A 17,249-nucleotide genomic window follows, 5' to 3' on the forward strand; every position below is an offset into this window, starting at 1 on the left:
GATCAAGAGCCTGTCCAATGTGCATAAAAAAATCCGGAAACAAGTGAGCGTTTCCGGATTCTTACACAGCCACTGGATCGGTCAACTGATCCTTAACTGATCGGCATTACGCCGATGGGCGCCATTTTTCACTGCGGCAAGAATTACTTCTTGATGCGGATAACCGGGGTTTCACCCACAGTCACGCTACCGGACAGTTTGATCAGTTCTTTGATTTCGTCCATGTTGGAGATAACAACCGGAGTCAGGGTAGACTTGGCTTTCTCTTCCAGCAGCGGCAGATCGAATTCAATCACGGTATCGCCAACTTTCACGCGCTGACCTTCTTCAGCAATACGCTTGAAGCCTTCGCCTTTCAGTTCAACGGTGTCGATACCGAAGTGGACGAACAGTTCAACGCCGCTATCAGATTCGATAGAGAACGCGTGGTTGGTTTCAAAGATTTTACCAATGGTGCCGTCTACAGGCGCGACCATTTTGTTACCCGTTGGTTTGATAGCAATGCCATCACCAACGATTTTTTCCGCAAAAACGACATCCGGCACGTCTTCGATATTGACGATCTCGCCAGAGAGCGGAGCAATGATCTCAATAGTTCCGGTATCCTTCTTGTCGTCGGAAACCAGAGATTTCAGTTTATCGAACAAACCCATGATCTTCTCCTAAGCAGTAAATTGGGCCGCATCTCGTGGATTAGCAGATTGTTTTTTCTTCAATGAACTTGTTAACCAGCGTCATTAACTCGTCCGTTGTCGGTTGAGCAAGAGCCTGCTCTGCTAACACCTTCGCATCTTCGAAGTTCGTGTTACGGATAATCTTCTTAATGCGCGGGATAGAAATGGCGCTCATAGAGAATTCGTCCAGACCCATCCCCAGCAACAGAAGTGTAGCACGTTCATCGCCAGCAAGCTCACCACACATGCCAGTCCATTTGCCTTCAGCATGAGAAGCATCAATAACTTGCTTGATCAAGTTCAGCACGGACGGTGACATTGGCTGGTAAAGGTGTGAAATCATATCATTACCACGGTCAACTGCCAGAGTGTACTGCGTTAAATCATTGGTGCCGATACTAAAGAAATCAACTTCTTTGGCTAAATGACGTGCAATTGTTGCGGCAGCCGGTGTTTCCACCATTACGCCGATTTCAATTGACTCGTCAAACGCTTTACCTTCGTCGCGCAGTTCCTGTTTGTAGATTTCGATCTCTTTGCGCAGTGCACGCACTTCTTCAACAGAGATGATCATCGGGAACATAATGCGCAATTTACCGAAAGCCGAGGCACGCAGGATAGCGCGGAGCTGATCGCGCAGGATCTCTTTACGATCCATCGCGATACGGATAGCGCGCCAGCCGAGGAACGGGTTCTCTTCTTTCGGGAAGTTCATGTATGGCAGCTCTTTGTCGCCGCCGATGTCCATGGTACGAACGATAACCGCCTGCGAGCCACACGCTTCAGCCACTGCTTTGTAAGCAGCAAACTGTTCTTCTTCAGTGGGCAGCGCGTCGCGGTCCATGAACAGGAACTCAGTACGATACAGACCAACGCCTTCAGCGCCGTTACGCTCTGCACCTTCAACGTCACGAACCGTACCAATGTTAGCGCACACTTCTACCTGGTGACCGTCCAGCGTAATAGCTGGCAGATCTTTCAGTTTAGCAAGCTCTGCTTTTTCAGAAGCCACTTGCTCCTGAACAGCGCGCATTTTATCAATAACTTCGTTGGTTGGATTGACGTAAACCTGATTATTTACGGCATCCAGAATCAGATAGTCGTCATTTTTCACCTGAGAGGTGACGCTACCGGTACCCACGATAGCAGGCAGTTCCAGAGAACGCGCCATGATAGAGGTGTGGGAAGTACGGCCACCCGCGTCGGTGATGAAACCCAGCACCTTCTTCAGGTTCAGCTGTGCGGTTTCGGACGGCGTCAGGTCAGCGGCAACCAGAATGACTTCATCCTGAATGGCGCTCAGGTCGATAATCTTCAGGCCCAGGATGTTGCGCAGCAGGCGCTTACCGATATCACGTACGTCAGCCGCACGTTCTTTCAGGTATTCATCATCCAGCTCTTCCAGGGCAGAAGCCTGACCTTCGATAACTTCATGAGCAGCTGCGTCAGCTGTCATGTGCTTATCTTTAATCAGGGCTATGATTTCCTGCTCCAGCTCCTCATCTTCGAGCAGCATAATATGCCCTTCAAAGATGGCTTCTTTTTCTTCACCGAACGTTTCACCAGCTTTCGTTTTGATCGTTTCCAGCTGGGCTGATGCCTTGGCACGACCGCTCAGAAAACGTTCAACTTCCTGATCAACCTGGTCGGCAGAAATTTTTTTCCGGTCAATGACAATTTCGTCTTCTTTCAGAAGCAGAGCTTTACCGAAAGCGATACCCGGGGATGCTAAAATGCCTGAAATCATAACCCTACCTTACTTGTGACTGATTTTTAAAAGAACCCGGGAAATTACTCGAGTTCCGCCATCAGTTTAACCAGATGTTCAACCGCTTTCTGCTCGTCTTCGCCTTCTGCGGAGATAGTCACAACGGTACCTTGAGTCAGGCCCAGAGTCTGCAGTTTAAACAGGCTTTTCGCGCTGGCGCTTTTGCCGTTGGAAGTCACAGTAATTTCAGAAGTGAAGCCCTTAGCTTCTTTTACAAACTGGGCAGCAGGGCGGGTGTGCAGACCGTTCGGAGCGGTAATGGTAACTTCTTGCTGGAACATTGTATTTCCCCAACTTATAGGTTTAGTGTTGTGGAACTAAAGTCTAGCCTGGCGGTTCGACTTTAGCCTGTATTGTTAGCGCCAGTTTTTAACAGACGCGACGCACGAAGAGCGCAATACAGTCCATTGCTGGCGGGTGTTGACCGCTGACGTTTCGTACGTCATTAAACATTATGCCGCTAAAGGAAGAATTGAACCAAATCATAAAATCGATTCAGCTTTGGCTTTTCCTGTAACGATTAATTTCGCGCATCAAAATAATTAGTCTGGTTAAATACCAGTTCCGACAGGCTGAATCAATGCCAGGAGGGGCGAAAGTTTGAAGCAGGCCACAAAAAAGCACCTGAAAAGGTGCTTTTTTACGCATTTTTAACAAGCTGGCATTACTGTTGCAGTTCTTTCTCAGTGAAGAGATCGGCAAACAATGCGGTGCTTAAATAACGCTCACCCGATGATGGTAGAATAACCACAATATTCTTGTTGGTAAAGCTTTCATCTTCTTGTAGTTTCAACGCCGCGGCAACAGCTGCTCCAGAAGAGATACCAGCAAGAATACCTTCTTCTTCCATCAGACGACGTGCGGTAGAAATGGCTTCTTCATTGGTGATGCCAATGACTTTGTCGACCAGCTTGAGATCGAGGTTAGCCGGGATAAAACCAGCGCCAATACCCTGAATTTTATGCGGGCCAGGTTTAATCTCTTCACCTGCCAGCGCCTGGGCGATAACTGGAGAATCGGTTGGCTCAACGGCGACAGAGATAAGATCGGTCTTGCCTTTGGTGCCTTTAATGTAGCGGCTGACGCCAGTCAGCGTACCGCCAGTCCCAACGCCAGCAATAAATACATCAACCTGACCGTCGGTATCTTCCCAGATCTCCGGACCGGTGGTTTTTTCGTGAATTTCAGGGTTTGCCGGATTGCTGAATTGTTGCAGCAGCAGGTATTTCTCTGGATTGCTGGCGACAATTTCTTCTGCTTTTTGGATTGCGCCTTTCATGCCTTTAGCACCTTCGGTCAGCACCAGGTTTGCACCTAACGCTTTCAGCAGCTTGCGGCGTTCAATACTCATGGTTTCTGGCATGGTCAGGGTAAGTTTGTAACCGCGAGCGGCAGCGACATAGGCCAGTGCAATCCCGGTATTACCGCTGGTTGGTTCAACCAGTTCAACGCCTGGTTTCAGCACGCCGCGCTTTTCGGCATCCCAAATCATGTTGGCACCGATACGGCACTTAACGCTGAAGCTGGGGTTACGAGATTCCACCTTCGCCAGAATGCGTCCGTTACCGATGCGATTCAGGCGAACCAGCGGTGTGTGACCGATAGTCAGCGAGTTATCTTCAAAAATCTTACTCATGGCCTGTCCTTAACTGTATGAAATTGGGATACAACAGGTAGCATACCCGCTCAGAGAATATGCGGAAGTAAGGATTTAGCATATCTATATGCAGAAGGGAAATAATGACATGCAAGATGGAATAAGGGGCGGCATAAGCCACCCCTGTTTCATACAAACGGTTTACAAAATAACCGGTAGATTGTTACCGCCACATGGCGTGTTTATCGCGATAGCAATCGACCCACATCGCCGTCGCGCCACAAACGGCAACGGGCATAATGAACAGATTAAGCAGCGGGATCATCGTAAACAGGCTGGTTAAAGCACCAAACTGCATATTGGTGATTTTGCGTGTGCGCAGGGCGGTGCGCATCTCTTTAAACGGCACTTTGTGGTTATCGAAGGGGTAATCGCAATACTGGATGGCTAACATCCAGGCGCTAAACAGGAACCATAGTACCGGCGCGACGGTTTGCCCAATACCAGGGATGAAGTAAAGAATTAGCAATACAATTGCGCGCGGCAGATACCAGGCAAATTTTTGCCATTCGCGTTTCATGATTCGCGGCACATCTTTCATGATACCGAAAATCCCGGTATCTGGCGGTGTAGCGCCAGTCAATCTTGCTTCCAGTTGTTCAGCCAATAAACCGTTGAACGGAGCGGCAATCCAGTTAGCAATCGTTGAGAAGAAATAGCCAAACACTAACAGCACGGAGATGACTGCCAGAGGCCACAACAGATAGCTCAGCCATTGTAACCAGTCCGGAACATAACTCATGAGCGTCGGGATCCAGACATCGAGCTGCGTAAATAGCCACCAGAATGCGCCCCCCATCAACAAAATATTGACCAGCAGCGGTAAAATAACGAAACGCCGAATCCCAGGTTGCGAGACGAGCTTCCAGCCTTGCGCAAAATAGTAAAAACCGCTGCGTGGGGCAGATGTGAATGATGAAACCATAATCAGGATGAGCTCCTTTTGACCAATCCCAGGAAAATTCTGCGTATTTTACCGGGTAATTGCGCAATGGACAGTTAGGATATGTTCGAAAAAACAGCAAAAAGCACGATTTCATCTATCTTTGTGCTGTGAAAGTTAATAGTGCACTTGCACTTGAGGTAATCGGCAAATACTCTTAGTGAGTAAATGTTTGCCGTGGTGGCAAGGTGTTAGAACAACAGAGAATATAATGATGCAGGATTTGCGTCTGATATTAATCATTGTTGGCGCGATCGCCATAATCGCTTTACTGGTACATGGTTTCTGGACCAGCCGTAAAGAACGATCTTCTATGTTCCGCGATCGGCCATTAAAACGAATGAAGTCAAAACGTGACGACGATTCTTATGACGAGGATGTCGAAGATGATGAGGGCGTTGGTGAGGTTCGAGTTCACCGCGTGAATCATGCCCCGGCTAACGCCCAGGAGCATGAGGCTGCTCGTCCGTCGCCGCAACACCAGTACCAACCGCCTTATGCGTCTGCGCAGCCGCGTCAACCGGTCCAGCAGCCGCCTGAAGCTCAGGTACCGCCGCAACATGCTCCGCGTCCAGCGCAGCCGGTGCAGCAACCCGTGCAGCAGCCTGCCTATCAGCCGCAGCCTGAACAGCCGTTGCAGCAGCCAGTTTCGCCACAGGTCGCATCAGCGCCGCAGCCAGTGCATTCAGCACCGCAACCGGCACAACAGGCTTTCCAGCCTGCAGAGCCTGTAGCGGCACCACAGCCTGAGCCTGTAGCGGAACCGGCTCCAGTTATGGATAAACCGAAGCGCAAAGAAGCGGTGATTATCATGAACGTCGCGGCGCATCACGGTAGCGAGTTAAACGGTGAACTGCTTCTTAACAGCATTCAACAAGCGGGCTTCATTTTTGGCGATATGAATATTTACCATCGTCATCTTAGCCCGGATGGCAGCGGCCCGGCGTTATTTAGCCTGGCGAATATGGTGAAACCGGGAACCTTTGATCCTGAAATGAAGGATTTCACTACTCCGGGTGTCACTATCTTTATGCAGGTACCGTCTTACGGTGACGAGCTGCAGAACTTCAAGCTGATGCTGCAATCTGCGCAGCATATTGCCGATGAAGTGGGCGGTGTAGTGCTTGACGATCAGCGCCGTATGATGACTCCGCAGAAATTGCGCGAGTACCAGGACATCATCCGCGAAGTCAAAGACGCCAACGCCTGATACACTTAAGGCAAATTAACTCCTTTTCGAACCCCCGCTTGTCGGGGGTTTTTAGCATTGATGGTGCGATATGGAATCAATCGAACAACAACTGACAGAACTGCGAACGACGCTTCGCCATCATGAATATCTTTATCATGTGATGGATGCGCCGGAAATTCCCGACGCGGAATACGACAGGTTGATGCGCGAACTGCGCGAGCTGGAAACCAAACATCCAGAACTGATTACGCCTGATTCGCCTACCCAACGTGTAGGTGCTGCGCCGCTGGCGGCTTTCAGCCAGATCCGCCATGAAGTGCCAATGCTGTCGCTGGATAACGTTTTTGATGAAGAAAGCTTTCTTGCCTTCAACAAACGAGTGCAGGACCGTCTGAAAAGCAACGAGAAAGTCACCTGGTGCTGTGAGCTGAAGCTGGATGGTCTTGCCGTCAGTATTCTGTATGAAAATGGTGTTTTAGTCAGTGCCGCGACGCGTGGCGATGGCACCACCGGGGAAGATATCACGTCTAATGTGCGTACTATTCGCGCCATTCCGCTGAAGCTACACGGAGAGAATATCCCGGCGCGTCTGGAAGTGCGTGGTGAAGTGTTCCTGCCGCAGGCGGGGTTCGAAAAGATTAACGAAGATGCGCGACGCACGGGCGGGAAAGTTTTTGCTAACCCACGTAATGCGGCAGCTGGTTCACTGCGTCAGCTTGATCCGCGTATTACAGCGAAGCGACCGCTCACTTTTTTCTGCTATGGCGTTGGTGTTCTGGAAGGTGGCGAGCTGCCGGATACTCATCTTGGCCGCTTACTGCAATTTAAAAAGTGGGGGTTGCCGGTCAGCGATCGGGTAACGCTTTGTGAATCGGCGGAAGAAGTGCTGGCGTTCTATCACAAAGTGGAAGAAGACCGCCCGACGCTGGGCTTTGATATCGACGGCGTGGTGATTAAAGTCAACTCACTGGCACAGCAGGAGCAGCTTGGCTTTGTCGCGCGTGCCCCGCGCTGGGCGGTAGCGTTTAAATTTCCGGCGCAGGAACAGATGACCTTTGTGCGTGACGTCGAGTTTCAGGTTGGGCGTACTGGCGCGATTACGCCTGTTGCGCGTCTGGAACCTGTCCATGTTGCTGGCGTGCTGGTGAGTAACGCAACCTTACACAATGCGGATGAAATCGAACGTCTTGGTTTACGCATTGGCGATAAAGTGGTGATTCGCCGCGCTGGCGACGTGATCCCGCAGGTGGTTAACGTCGTGCTTTCTGAACGCCCGGAAGATACCCGTGAGGTTGTATTCCCGACGCATTGTCCGGTATGTGGTTCTGACGTTGAGCGTGTGGAAGGTGAAGCGGTTGCCCGCTGTACCGGTGGCCTGATTTGCGGTGCGCAGCGTAAAGAGTCGCTGAAACACTTTGTTTCCCGCCGTGCGATGGATGTTGACGGAATGGGCGACAAAATCATCGATCAGCTGGTTGAAAAAGAATATGTCCACACTCCGGCGGATCTGTTCAAACTCACCGCAGGCAAACTGACCGGACTGGAGCGTATGGGGCCAAAATCGGCACAAAACGTGGTTAACGCGCTGGAAAAAGCGAAAGAAACCACCTTTGCTCGCTTCCTCTATGCACTTGGCATCCGTGAAGTCGGCGAGGCCACCGCAGCAGGTCTGGCGGCATATTTCGGCACGCTGGAAGCGCTGGAAGCCGCTTCGATTGAAGAGCTGCAAAAGGTACCTGATGTTGGTATTGTCGTTGCCTCCCACGTTCACAACTTCTTTGCCGAAGAAAGCAACCGCAATGTCATCAGCGAGCTGTTGGCGGAAGGTGTTCACTGGCCTGAGCCGATCGTTATCAATGCGGAAGAGATTGACAGTCCGTTTGCTGGTAAAACCGTGGTGCTTACGGGCAGCTTAAGCCAGATGTCGCGTGATGACGCTAAAGCTCGACTGGTCGAACTGGGGGCGAAAGTCGCGGGCAGCGTGTCGAAGAAAACCGATCTGGTGATAGCGGGTGAAGCTGCAGGATCTAAACTGGCGAAGGCGCAGGAACTGGGCATTGAAGTCATCGACGAAACGGAAATGCTGCGTTTGCTGGGTAGCTGAGATGGAAAAAGAGCAGCTGATTGAAATAGCCAATACGATAATGCCGTTTGGCAAGTACAAAGGGCGTCGCTTAATCGACCTGCCGGAGGAGTATCTGCTGTGGTTTGCCCGCAAAGATGAGTTCCCGGCAGGGAAGCTCGGTGAGCTAATGCAAATCACGCTGCTGATTAAAACCGAGGGGCTGACGCAACTGGTCCAGCCCCTGAAACGCACACTTTAAGCTTTATCGGCGCTGCTTTCCTGCTGCGCCTGTAACTGTTCGGTCTGGCGTTTGTATCGACGCGCCAGCACCGCACAGACCATCAATTGGATCTGATGGAAAATCATCAGAGGCAGCACCATCATACCGATCACCGATGTGGGGAACAGAATGTTTGCCATCGGGATGCCATTTGCCAGACTCTTTTTCGAACCACAAAAGACGATAGTAATTTCATCTGCCTTATTGAAGCCCAGTCGGCGTGCCATAAAGACGTTAACTACAATCACGATAGCCAGAAGAACGCAACTGACCACCACGATAAACAGCAATGATCCCCAGCCAACTTTGTGCCAGATACCGTTAACGACGGCTTCGCTGAATGCCGTATAAACCACCAACAGAATGGACGTCTGGTCAGTTTTCGCAATCCATTTTTTATTGCGCGACACCCAGTCACCAATCCACGGCCGGGAAAGATGCCCCAACACAAACGGCAGCAGCAGTTGCAGCATAATTTTACCGACCTGCTCAAGGCTGCCCCCTGCACCGTGAACATTCATCACCAGACCAACCAGCAATGGTGAAAGGAAAATCCCCAGCAGGCTGGATGCTGACGCAGAACAAACCGCCGCCGCGACGTTACCGCCCGCCATTGACGTGAAGGCGATTGCAGACTGCACGGTAGCAGGAAGAATGCACAAGTAGAGAAAACCGGAATAGAGCATCGGGGCGACATTTACCGGTTTCCACCAGGCAAACAGCACGCCCAAAATTGGGAACAGCACGAAGGTGCTACACATCACCCATAAATGCAGTCGCCAATGACCACCGCCTGCAATAATGGCTTCTCGCGATAACTTCGCGCCGTGCATAAAGAACAGCAGAGCAATGGCTGCGGTAGTCAGATTTTCAAAGAAGGGAACGGAATCGCCTCTGGCCGGAAAGAAAGAGGCCAGCAGCACCACCGTGATCAGGGTTAAGGTGAAAGGATCGAGGATACGAAAAAGTTTCATAAAGACTCCAGATGATCGATGGTTCTATTGTGCTTCTTCCAGTTTGAGAAATAAAATTGATTTATTGCATCCATTCATGAAGAAAACAGATGAATTATTCTTTAAAACAATTAAAGGTTTTCGTCACAGTAGCGCAGGAGAAAAGTTTTAGTCGTGCAGGAGAGCGTATCGGCCTGAGCCAGTCGGCAGTGAGTCACAGTGTGAAGGAGCTGGAAAATCATACTGGTGTTCGCCTGCTGGACAGAACCACGCGTGAAGTGGTGCTTACAGATGCAGGGCAGCAGTTGGCTTTGCGTCTTGAGCGACTGCTGGATGAACTTAACAGCACGTTGCGCGATACCGGGCGTATGGGGCAACAACTGAGCGGAAAAGTTCGGGTCGCTGCCAGCCAGACCATTTCCGCGCATCTTATTCCGCAATGCATTGCTGAAAGCCATCGCCGCTATCCAGATATTCAGTTTGTCCTGCACGATCGTCCGCAGCAGTGGGTGATGGAAAGTATTCGCCAGGGAGATGTCGATTTTGGCATCGTCATCGATCCAGGCCCAGTGAGCGATCTGCAATGTGAAGCGATTCTTTCCGAGCCTTTCTTCTTGCTTTGCCATCGCGATAGCGCTTTGGCCGCGGAAGATTATGTCCCCTGGCAGGCATTACAGGGAGCGAAATTGGTGTTGCAGGATTACGCGTCAGGCAGCCGACCGCTGATTGACGCAGCTCTGGCGCGCAATGGTATTCAGGCGAATATTGTGCAGGAGATTGGACATCCGGCGACGCTGTTCCCGATGGTAGCCGCAGGCATCGGCATCAGTATTCTTCCCGCACTGGCGCTACCATTGCCTGAAGGTAGCCCGCTGGTGGTAAAGCGCATTACGCCGGTGGTGGAACGCCAGTTGATGCTGGTGCGCAGGAAGAACCGTTCACTTTCCACCGCCGCACAAGCGTTATGGGACGTGGTACGAGGCCAGGGCCGTGCGCTAATGGCTGGGCGGGAAGGGGATCCGCTGTATCAGATATAGAGCTATTCATACTGCCGGGAGCCCCGGCAGTAATCAATCAGAAATTAAATTTGATGGAGTAGATTATTGCATCCTGGTAAAAATCTTCGCCCAGTTTGTCATCCGCATAACGATACTGAATCCCTGTGGTGATGTGTGAAGTTGCATTCCACCAAAGTGCGACGGCACCGTTCAGACCTTCTTTGCCGCCATTACTTGCCGCGTAGGTGGCATCACGATCAAACTCGTACTCGTTCCAGTTGGTGAGGGTGAATTTCTCACTGCCCAGCATAAAGCTGTAACCTGCAACCCAACCGGCGACATAACCGTTAACGCCGGTATAATAGGTTTGGTCTGTATAGCGTTTTGCAAAGAACGGTTTGAACCACCAACCGCTGCCGGTGAAATTGTAGCCGATCCCGTAAAGGAACATATCGTCATGGAAATTCACACGATTCGCAGAACCGTAGGTGCCATACGCATGCAAGTAGAGATTAAATCCGGTGTCACCCAGGTAAATACGGTTGGTATTTTTAAATGTGTAACGCTGCTCGCTACCCGGTTTATCATGACGATTATTATAAAAGTTTTCCCAGTCGAAGAACCCGTACATTTCTCCCCAACTAAAGTTAGCGCCGCCTTCCAGTTCCAGATATCCAAAATCATCTTTGTGTGATTTGGTCGACGATTTCTCAGTGGTTCTGCTAGTCCAGTCAAGATAATGAATACCTATATCAGCAAAACCGCCTTTAAATTCTGCATGGGATACTGCTGGTATCGCCAATACAGAAGAGAGTGTCAGAGTAAAAAGATGTTTTTTCATAGCATAATTCCCTATGCTGATCGTTATTAGTTGATTGCTTAATAAAAAGGTTGATTAAAAGCGGCATATTGTTAATGCAAGGGAAAGGAGAGTACCAATACAGTTTTTTCAGTCTATTAATAGTGAAAAAATATAAATATATCGATATCGAATAACTATCGGATACATGAAAAAAGTGTATTGGTATGAGTTAGGGCAATCTCGTTATAAAAAGGCGTTAGATTCCACCCTACAAAAAAAGGATATATATGTATCAGGCTCAGTTTTCTCATAACCCACTGTATTGCGTAGATATTATCAAGACTTATAAACCTGATTTCACGCCACGAGTGGCCTTTATTTTAGGTTCCGGGCTGGGCGCGCTGGCCGATCAGATTGAGAACGCGGTCGCAATTTCCTACGAAAAGCTGCCTGGGTTCCCGGTAAGTACCGTACACGGTCATGCGGGTGAGCTGGTGCTGGGTTATCTCCAGGGGGTGCCAGTGGCGTGCATGAAAGGTCGCGGACATTTCTACGAAGGTCGTGGGATGACCATCATGACGGATGCAATCCGTACCTTTAAGTTGCTGGGCTGCGAGTTGCTGTTCTGCACCAATGCGGCTGGCTCACTGCGTCCTGAAGTGGGGGCCGGCAGTCTGGTCGCATTGAAAGATCACATCAACACCATGCCGGGAACGCCGATGGTGGGTCTTAATGATGAACGTTTTGGTGAGCGCTTCTTCTCGCTGGCAAATACCTACGATGCGGAATACCGCGCACTGTTACAAAAAGTGGCGAAAGAAGAGGGGTTCCCTCTGACGGAGGGCGTGTTCGTCTCGTATCCGGGTCCGAATTTCGAGACTGCGGCGGAAATTCGCATGATGCAAATTATTGGTGGGGATGTTGTTGGTATGTCTGTGGTGCCTGAGGTTATTTCTGCTCGCCATTGCGAACTTAAAGTCGTTGCGGTCTCTGCGATTACCAACATGGCGGAAGGTCTGAGTGACGTGAAGCTTTCTCATGCCCAAACGCTGGCAGCAGCGGAACTCTCAAAGCAAAACTTTATTAATCTTATTTGCGGCTTTCTGCGCAAAATTGCCTGAGTAAAACAACAATAAACGGCCTCACTGAGTGAGGCCATATGATGCGACAAGGAAACGATTATGAGCATCGCTTTGCGCTTAAAGGTAATGTCCTTTTTGCAATATTTTATCTGGGGGAGCTGGCTGGTTACCCTCGGTTCTTACATGATTAATACCCTTCATTTCACCGGCGCTAATGTTGGCATGGTTTACAGTTCCAAAGGGATCGCCGCGATTATTATGCCTGGTATAATGGGGATCATCGCAGACAAATGGCTGCGTGCAGAACGTGCATACATGCTGTGTCACCTGGTGTGTGCAGGCGTACTTTTTTATGCGGCATCCGTAACTGATCCGGATATGATGTTTTGGGTGATGTTAGTCAATGCGATGGCGTTTATGCCGACTATTGCGTTATCGAACAGCGTCTCTTATTCCTGTCTTGCCCAGGCAGGGCTTGACCCGGTGACCGCTTTCCCGCCCATTCGCGTTTTTGGTACTGTGGGGTTCATTGTCGCCATGTGGGCAGTAAGCCTGCTGCATCTGGAATTGAGTAGTCTGCAACTGTATATCGCGTCCGGTGCGTCATTGCTGCTGTCGGCTTATGCGCTGACTTTGCCGAAGATTCCGGTTGCGGAGAAAAAAGCGACTACATCGCTTGCCAGCAAGCTGGGCCTGGATGCCTTCGTGCTGTTTAAAAATCCACGCATGGCTATCTTTTTCCTCTTCGCCATGATGCTGGGTGCGGTGCTGCAAATTACCAACGTTTTTGGCAACCCGTTCCTGCATGATTTCGCCCGTAATCCTGAGTTTGCTGATAGCTTCGTGGTGAAATACCCGTCCATTTTACTGTCAGTTTCACAGATGGCTGAAGTCGGTTTCATTCTGACGATACCGTTCTTTTTGAAGCGTTTCGGTATTAAAACCGTCATGCTGATGAGTATGGTGGCGTGGACGCTGCGCTTTGGCTTCTTTGCCTATGGCGACCCATCACCAACCGGGTTTATTTTGCTGTTGCTGTCGATGATTGTTTACGGTTGTGCATTCGATTTCTTCAATATTTCTGGTTCGGTCTTTGTCGAACAGGAAGTTGATTCCAGCATTCGTGCCAGCGCCCAGGGCCTTTTTATGACGATGGTAAATGGCGTCGGCGCATGGGTTGGCTCGATTCTGAGCGGTATGGCAGTGGATTACTTCTCGGTGGATGGCGTAAAAGATTGGCATACCATTTGGCTGATGTTTGCAGGGTATGCTCTTTTCCTCGCAGTGATATTTTTCTTTGGGTTTAAATATAACCATGACCCTGAAAAGATAACGCATCGTTCAGTTACACATTAAAAGGATTCGCAGCTCTGTTCCTTGGGGCTGCTTTTATGATAAAGGTTAATTAGTGAAAGATATTTTATTTTCTTCTGGCGTTGGTTTTGGCATTGGTGCTTTGTTTACAATCGTGCGATTACCTATTCCTGTTCCAAATGTATTGCCGGGTATATTATCCATCGTGTTTATGTATGTCGGATATCTGGTGGTGAAATACTTTATGCCATGATAATTTAATACGATATATTTTTTTATATGGAGCACTTAATTATGGAACGCGTATATAGAACAGATCTTAAGTTGCTCCGTTATTTTCTTGCCGTAGCGGAAGAGTTGCATTTTGGTCGCGCAGCAGCGCGTTTAAATATGTCTCAGCCTCCGCTCAGTATTCATATTAAAGAGCTGGAAAATCAACTCGGCACGCAGCTTTTTATTCGCCATTCGCGCAGCGTCGTACTGACACACGCGGGCAAAATCTTGATGGAAGAATCGCGTCGATTGCTGGTGAATGCAAATAATGTATTGGCTCGGGTTGAACAAATAGGTCGGGGAGAAGCAGGGCGGATTGAACTCGGGGTTGTGGGAACGGCAATGTGGGGACGGATGCGCCCGGTTATGCGGCGATTCCTTAGAGAAAATCCTAACGTTGAAGTTCTGTTTCGCGAAAAGATGCCCGCGATGCAAATGGCCTTGCTGGAACGCCGCGAACTTGATGCCGGGATCTGGCGAATGGCGACAGAACCACCGACTGGTTTTACCAGCTTACGGTTGCATGAATCGGCGTTTCTGGTGGCGATGCCTGAAGAGCATCATCTCTCATCATTTTCCACCGTCCCGCTGGAAGCGCTACGTGACGAGTATTTCGTTACAATGCCGCCCGTGTACACTGACTGGGATTTTTTGCAGCGAGTTTGCCAGCAGGTGGGATTTTCACCGGTTGTTATTCGCGAAGTTAATGAACCGCAAACGGTACTCGCCATGGTCAGTATGGGTATTGGTATCACATTGATAGCGGACAGCTACGCGCAGATGAACTGGCCCGGTGTCATATTCCGTCCGCTCAAAGAACGCATCCCGGCAGACTTATATATTGTTTATGAAACGCAGCAGGTGACGCCCGCGCTGGTTAAACTGCTGGCGGCGTTGGCGCAGTAGATGAGAGGCACGGGAACTGCCGGACATAGTTGGTCTGATAAGCGAAGCGCATCAGGCAATTTCGCAAATTGCAGATAGCAAAAAAGCGCCTTTAGGGCGCTTTTTTACATTGGTGGGTCGTGCAGGATTCGAACCTGCGACCAATTGATTAAAAGTCAACTGCTCTACCAACTGAGCTAACGACCCGAAGTGGTGGGTGATGACGGGATCGAACCGCCGACCCCCTCCTTGTAAGGGAGGTGCTCTCCCAGCTGAGCTAATCACCCACTTCGGTACTTCACATTTTTACAAGAAATTTAGCTGGCGAGAAAGTGGTGGGTGATGACGGGATCGAACCGCCGACCCCCTCCTTGTAAGGGAGGTGCTCTCCCAGCTGAGCTAATCACCCACTTCTCAATTTCTTGCTACACGGCGGAGACTACATAAAGTAGTTGGTGGGTGATGACGGGATCGAACCGCCGACCCCCTCCTTGTAAGGGAGGTGCTCTCCCAGCTGAGCTAATCACCCCCGCTGTGTGGAGTCGCATTATAGGGAGAGTTCAAAATGAGTCAACGCATTTTCTAAAGAAATTGTTCGTTCGTCGTAAATTTAAGCAAGATGATCGCAAAACAGGCCGTGCTGCGCAATTTCTCAACGAAAACAATAATGCATCATGTAGCAACCCGAACTACATTGAGGAATCAGGCGGGAGTGATAGAATATCGCCCACTCAATTTTTCCAGGATTTGCCGGTTGTCGGCATCTTTCTAAACGTAAGGCCATTTCATGAAAATCAAAACTCGCTTCGCGCCAAGCCCAACAGGCTATCTGCACGTTGGCGGCGCGCGTACTGCTCTTTACTCTTGGCTTTTTGCACGTAACCACGGCGGTGAGTTCGTGCTGCGTATTGAAGACACCGATCTTGAGCGTTCCACGCCGGAAGCTATCGAAGCCATTATGGATGGCATGAACTGGCTGAGCCTGGAGTGGGATGAAGGTCCGTACTACCAGACCAAACGTTTTGATCGCTACAATGCGGTGATCGATCAGATGCTGGAAGAGGGCACTGCTTATAAATGCTATTGCTCTAAAGAGCGCCTGGAAGCGCTGCGCGAAGAGCAAATGGCGAAAGGTGAGAAGCCGCGTTATGACGGTCGCTGCCGCCACAGCCATGAGCATCACGCTGATGATGAACCGTGTGTCGTGCGTTTTGCTAACCCGCAGGAAGGTTCTGTTGTTTTTGACGATCAGATCCGTGGTCCGATCGAATTCAGCAACCAGGAGCTGGATGATCTGATTATCCGTCGTACCGATGGTTCTCCAACCTATAACTTCTGTGTAGTGGTTGACGACTGGGATATGGAAATCACGCACGTCATCCGTGGTGAAGACCATATCAACAACACGCCGCGCCAGATCAACATCCTGAAAGCGCTGAACGCGCCCGTACCGGTTTACGCGCACGTTTCTATGATCAACGGTGATGACGGTAAAAAACTGTCCAAACGTCACGGGGCGGTCAGCGTAATGCAGTATCGTGATGACGGTTATTTGCCAGAAGCACTGCTGAACTATCTGGTGCGTCTGGGCTGGTCCCACGGCGATCAGGAAATCTTCACTCGTGAAGAGATGATCAAATACTTCACTCTGAATGCCGTCAGCAAATCTGCCAGTGCGTTCAACACCGACAAGCTGCTGTGGCTAAACCATCACTACATTAACGCACTGCCGCCGGAGTATGTGGCTACCCACTTACAGTGGCACATCGAGCAGGAAAATATCGATACCCGTAACGGCCCGCAACTGGCTGATCTGGTAAAACTGCTGGGTGAACGCTGCAAAACGCTGAAAGAGATGGCACAGACTTGCCGTTATTTCTACGAAGATTTTGCTGAGTTCGATGCCGACGCCGCGAAAAAACATCTGCGTCCGGTAGCGCGTCAGCCGCTGGAAGTGGTTCGTGACAAACTGGCCGCGATTACTGACTGGACCGCTGAAAACGTTCATCACGCTATTCAGGCGACGGCGGATGAGCTGGAAGTGGGTATGGGTAAAGTTGGTATGCCGCTGCGTGTCGCCGTTACCGGTGCGGGGCAGTCTCCGGCACTGGACGTTACCGTTCACGCGATCGGTAAGACCCGCAGTATCGAGCGTATCAACAAAGCGCTGGCTTTTATTGCGGAACGCGAAAACCAGCAGTAATTAGCGCATAAAAGATAAACGGCAGGAGAAATACCCCTGCCGTTTTTTATTTATCCGGTGCGCCGTAAAACCCCGTCCTTCAGGGCGGGGATATAAGGCGCGGTTTTCCACCTGACCAGGTGTTTGCTGTTGTTCAATGTATTGGCGGATGACGGATATT

16 protein-coding genes, 4 tRNA genes and 1 pseudogene are annotated in these 17,249 nt (G+C 50.1%); 9 read left to right on the forward strand and 12 right to left on the reverse strand.

Translation table 11 applies throughout. The features are described 5' to 3' along the window. Window positions 1-143 precede the first annotated feature (143 nt). From crr to cysZ, 5 genes are all read right to left on the reverse strand, one after another. Window positions 144-653, reverse strand: coding sequence for a PTS glucose transporter subunit IIA (gene crr / locus ACJHWR_RS24170; protein ID WP_000522247.1), 510 nt, complete (start codon window positions 651-653; stop codon window positions 144-146). Window positions 654-693: 40 nt separating this feature from the next. After that, the gene (gene ptsI / locus ACJHWR_RS24175) at window positions 694-2,421 is read right to left on the reverse strand and encodes a phosphoenolpyruvate-protein phosphotransferase PtsI (RefSeq protein ID WP_000623136.1); all 1,728 of its coding nucleotides are present in this window, start codon (window positions 2,419-2,421) and stop codon (window positions 694-696) included. 44 nt (window positions 2,422-2,465) lie between these two features. Next, window positions 2,466-2,723: a phosphocarrier protein Hpr gene (gene ptsH / locus ACJHWR_RS24180; RefSeq protein WP_000487600.1), complete on the reverse strand. Its 258-nt coding sequence runs from the start codon at window positions 2,721-2,723 to the stop codon at window positions 2,466-2,468. Window positions 2,724-3,106: 383 nt separating this feature from the next. Further along, the gene (gene cysK, locus ACJHWR_RS24185) at window positions 3,107-4,078 is read right to left on the reverse strand and encodes a cysteine synthase A (RefSeq protein ID WP_000034402.1); all 972 of its coding nucleotides are present in this window, start codon (window positions 4,076-4,078) and stop codon (window positions 3,107-3,109) included. A 184-nt stretch (window positions 4,079-4,262) separates the two neighbouring features. Beyond that, entirely contained in the window at window positions 4,263-5,024 is a 762-nt protein-coding gene (gene cysZ, locus ACJHWR_RS24190) for a sulfate transporter CysZ (protein WP_000254839.1), read from the reverse strand. Window positions 5,025-5,253: 229 nt separating this feature from the next. Between cysZ and zipA the strand changes: the two genes are divergently transcribed. The 3 genes from zipA (at window position 5,254) to ACJHWR_RS24205 (ending at window position 8,558) form a co-directional block, all read left to right on the forward strand. Next, window positions 5,254-6,252: a cell division protein ZipA gene (gene zipA, locus ACJHWR_RS24195; protein ID WP_001317975.1), complete on the forward strand. Its 999-nt coding sequence runs from the start codon at window positions 5,254-5,256 to the stop codon at window positions 6,250-6,252. Between the two features lie 70 nt (window positions 6,253-6,322). Beyond that, window positions 6,323-8,338: an NAD-dependent DNA ligase LigA gene (gene ligA, locus ACJHWR_RS24200; RefSeq protein WP_000443690.1), complete on the forward strand. Its 2,016-nt coding sequence runs from the start codon at window positions 6,323-6,325 to the stop codon at window positions 8,336-8,338. 1 nt (window position 8,339) lies between these two features. After that, the gene (locus ACJHWR_RS24205) at window positions 8,340-8,558 is read left to right on the forward strand and encodes a DUF3820 family protein (protein ID WP_000410202.1); all 219 of its coding nucleotides are present in this window, start codon (window positions 8,340-8,342) and stop codon (window positions 8,556-8,558) included. Here ACJHWR_RS24205 and ACJHWR_RS24210 read toward each other — a convergent pair. Further along, window positions 8,555-9,553: a bile acid:sodium symporter family protein gene (locus ACJHWR_RS24210; RefSeq protein ID WP_000765623.1), complete on the reverse strand. Its 999-nt coding sequence runs from the start codon at window positions 9,551-9,553 to the stop codon at window positions 8,555-8,557. The genes ACJHWR_RS24205 and ACJHWR_RS24210 overlap by 4 nt on opposite strands. Window positions 9,554-9,642: 89 nt before the next feature. On the opposite strand from ACJHWR_RS24210, the gene ACJHWR_RS24215 reads away from it, so the two are divergent. Next, complete coding sequence (locus tag ACJHWR_RS24215; RefSeq protein ID WP_001109809.1) at window positions 9,643-10,569, forward strand: LysR family transcriptional regulator; 927 nt, start codon at window positions 9,643-9,645, stop codon at window positions 10,567-10,569. A 37-nt stretch (window positions 10,570-10,606) separates the two neighbouring features. Here ACJHWR_RS24215 and ACJHWR_RS24220 read toward each other — a convergent pair whose 3' ends face one another. Then, window positions 10,607-11,371 carry an outer membrane protein OmpK gene (locus ACJHWR_RS24220; RefSeq protein ID WP_000716373.1) on the reverse strand — a complete coding sequence of 255 codons (765 nt, stop codon included), beginning with the start codon at window positions 11,369-11,371 and terminating at the stop codon, window positions 10,607-10,609. Window positions 11,372-11,619: 248 nt separating this feature from the next. Here ACJHWR_RS24220 and xapA point away from each other — a divergent pair, with 248 nt between their 5' ends. Genes xapA through xapR form a run of 4 tightly spaced genes read left to right on the forward strand, consistent with a single transcriptional unit; the run spans window position 11,620 to window position 14,907 of the window. After that, complete coding sequence (gene xapA, locus ACJHWR_RS24225; RefSeq protein ID WP_000283880.1) at window positions 11,620-12,453, forward strand: xanthosine phosphorylase; 834 nt, start codon at window positions 11,620-11,622, stop codon at window positions 12,451-12,453. Between the two features lie 60 nt (window positions 12,454-12,513). Beyond that, the gene (gene xapB / locus ACJHWR_RS24230; RefSeq protein WP_000020390.1) at window positions 12,514-13,770 is read left to right on the forward strand and encodes a xanthosine/proton symporter XapB; all 1,257 of its coding nucleotides are present in this window, start codon (window positions 12,514-12,516) and stop codon (window positions 13,768-13,770) included. 52 nt (window positions 13,771-13,822) lie between these two features. Then, window positions 13,823-13,981, forward strand: a complete 159-nt coding sequence (locus ACJHWR_RS24235) for a DUF1427 family protein (RefSeq protein WP_000651752.1) — start codon at window positions 13,823-13,825, stop codon at window positions 13,979-13,981. Between the two features lie 41 nt (window positions 13,982-14,022). Beyond that, complete coding sequence (gene xapR / locus ACJHWR_RS24240) at window positions 14,023-14,907, forward strand: DNA-binding transcriptional regulator XapR (RefSeq protein ID WP_000442954.1); 885 nt, start codon at window positions 14,023-14,025, stop codon at window positions 14,905-14,907. Window positions 14,908-15,017: 110 nt separating this feature from the next. On the opposite strand, the gene ACJHWR_RS24245 is transcribed toward xapR, so the two are convergent. The 4 genes from ACJHWR_RS24245 to ACJHWR_RS24260 form a co-directional block, all read right to left on the reverse strand. Then, a tRNA-Lys gene (locus tag ACJHWR_RS24245) sits at window positions 15,018-15,093 on the reverse strand. A 4-nt stretch (window positions 15,094-15,097) separates the two neighbouring features. After that, window positions 15,098-15,173, reverse strand: a tRNA-Val gene (locus ACJHWR_RS24250). A 46-nt stretch (window positions 15,174-15,219) separates the two neighbouring features. Further along, window positions 15,220-15,295, reverse strand: a tRNA-Val gene (locus tag ACJHWR_RS24255). A 44-nt stretch (window positions 15,296-15,339) separates the two neighbouring features. Next, a tRNA-Val gene (locus ACJHWR_RS24260) sits at window positions 15,340-15,415 on the reverse strand. A 258-nt stretch (window positions 15,416-15,673) separates the two neighbouring features. Here ACJHWR_RS24260 and gltX point away from each other — a divergent pair. Then, window positions 15,674-17,089 (forward strand): glutamate--tRNA ligase, encoded by a 1,416-nt coding sequence (gene gltX, locus ACJHWR_RS24265; RefSeq protein WP_000695676.1) that lies wholly within the window; start codon window positions 15,674-15,676, stop codon window positions 17,087-17,089. On the opposite strand, the pseudogene ACJHWR_RS24270 reads toward gltX, so the two are convergent. Further along, window positions 17,090-17,249, reverse strand: a pseudogene (locus ACJHWR_RS24270) (IS200/IS605 family transposase); the annotation flags it as partial. It lies immediately after the preceding gene.

Origin of the sequence: Escherichia sp. WS568, assembly GCF_046486085.1 — a bacterium.
GTDB classification, from domain to species: domain Bacteria; phylum Pseudomonadota; class Gammaproteobacteria; order Enterobacterales; family Enterobacteriaceae; genus Escherichia; species Escherichia coli.

What these genes read in the sequence shown, in the direction of transcription:
- crr (WP_000522247.1), bottom strand. Translation starts at nt 653, where the DNA reads ATGGGTTTGTTCGATAAACTGAAATCTCTGGTTTCCGACGACAAGAAG.
- ptsI (WP_000623136.1), bottom strand. Translation starts at nt 2,421, where the DNA reads ATGATTTCAGGCATTTTAGCATCCCCGGGTATCGCTTTCGGTAAAGCT.
- ptsH (WP_000487600.1), bottom strand. Translation starts at nt 2,723, where the DNA reads ATGTTCCAGCAAGAAGTTACCATTACCGCTCCGAACGGTCTGCACACC.
- cysK (WP_000034402.1), bottom strand. Translation starts at nt 4,078, where the DNA reads ATGAGTAAGATTTTTGAAGATAACTCGCTGACTATCGGTCACACACCG.
- cysZ (WP_000254839.1), bottom strand. Translation starts at nt 5,024, where the DNA reads ATGGTTTCATCATTCACATCTGCCCCACGCAGCGGTTTTTACTATTTT.
- zipA (WP_001317975.1), top strand. Translation starts at nt 5,254, where the DNA reads ATGATGCAGGATTTGCGTCTGATATTAATCATTGTTGGCGCGATCGCC.
- ligA (WP_000443690.1), top strand. Translation starts at nt 6,323, where the DNA reads ATGGAATCAATCGAACAACAACTGACAGAACTGCGAACGACGCTTCGC.
- ACJHWR_RS24205 (WP_000410202.1), top strand. Translation starts at nt 8,340, where the DNA reads ATGGAAAAAGAGCAGCTGATTGAAATAGCCAATACGATAATGCCGTTT.
- ACJHWR_RS24210 (WP_000765623.1), bottom strand. Translation starts at nt 9,553, where the DNA reads ATGAAACTTTTTCGTATCCTCGATCCTTTCACCTTAACCCTGATCACG.
- ACJHWR_RS24215 (WP_001109809.1), top strand. Translation starts at nt 9,643, where the DNA reads ATGAATTATTCTTTAAAACAATTAAAGGTTTTCGTCACAGTAGCGCAG.
- ACJHWR_RS24220 (WP_000716373.1), bottom strand. Translation starts at nt 11,371, where the DNA reads ATGAAAAAACATCTTTTTACTCTGACACTCTCTTCTGTATTGGCGATA.
- xapA (WP_000283880.1), top strand. Translation starts at nt 11,620, where the DNA reads ATGTATCAGGCTCAGTTTTCTCATAACCCACTGTATTGCGTAGATATT.
- xapB (WP_000020390.1), top strand. Translation starts at nt 12,514, where the DNA reads ATGAGCATCGCTTTGCGCTTAAAGGTAATGTCCTTTTTGCAATATTTT.
- xapR (WP_000442954.1), top strand. Translation starts at nt 14,023, where the DNA reads ATGGAACGCGTATATAGAACAGATCTTAAGTTGCTCCGTTATTTTCTT.
- gltX (WP_000695676.1), top strand. Translation starts at nt 15,674, where the DNA reads ATGAAAATCAAAACTCGCTTCGCGCCAAGCCCAACAGGCTATCTGCAC.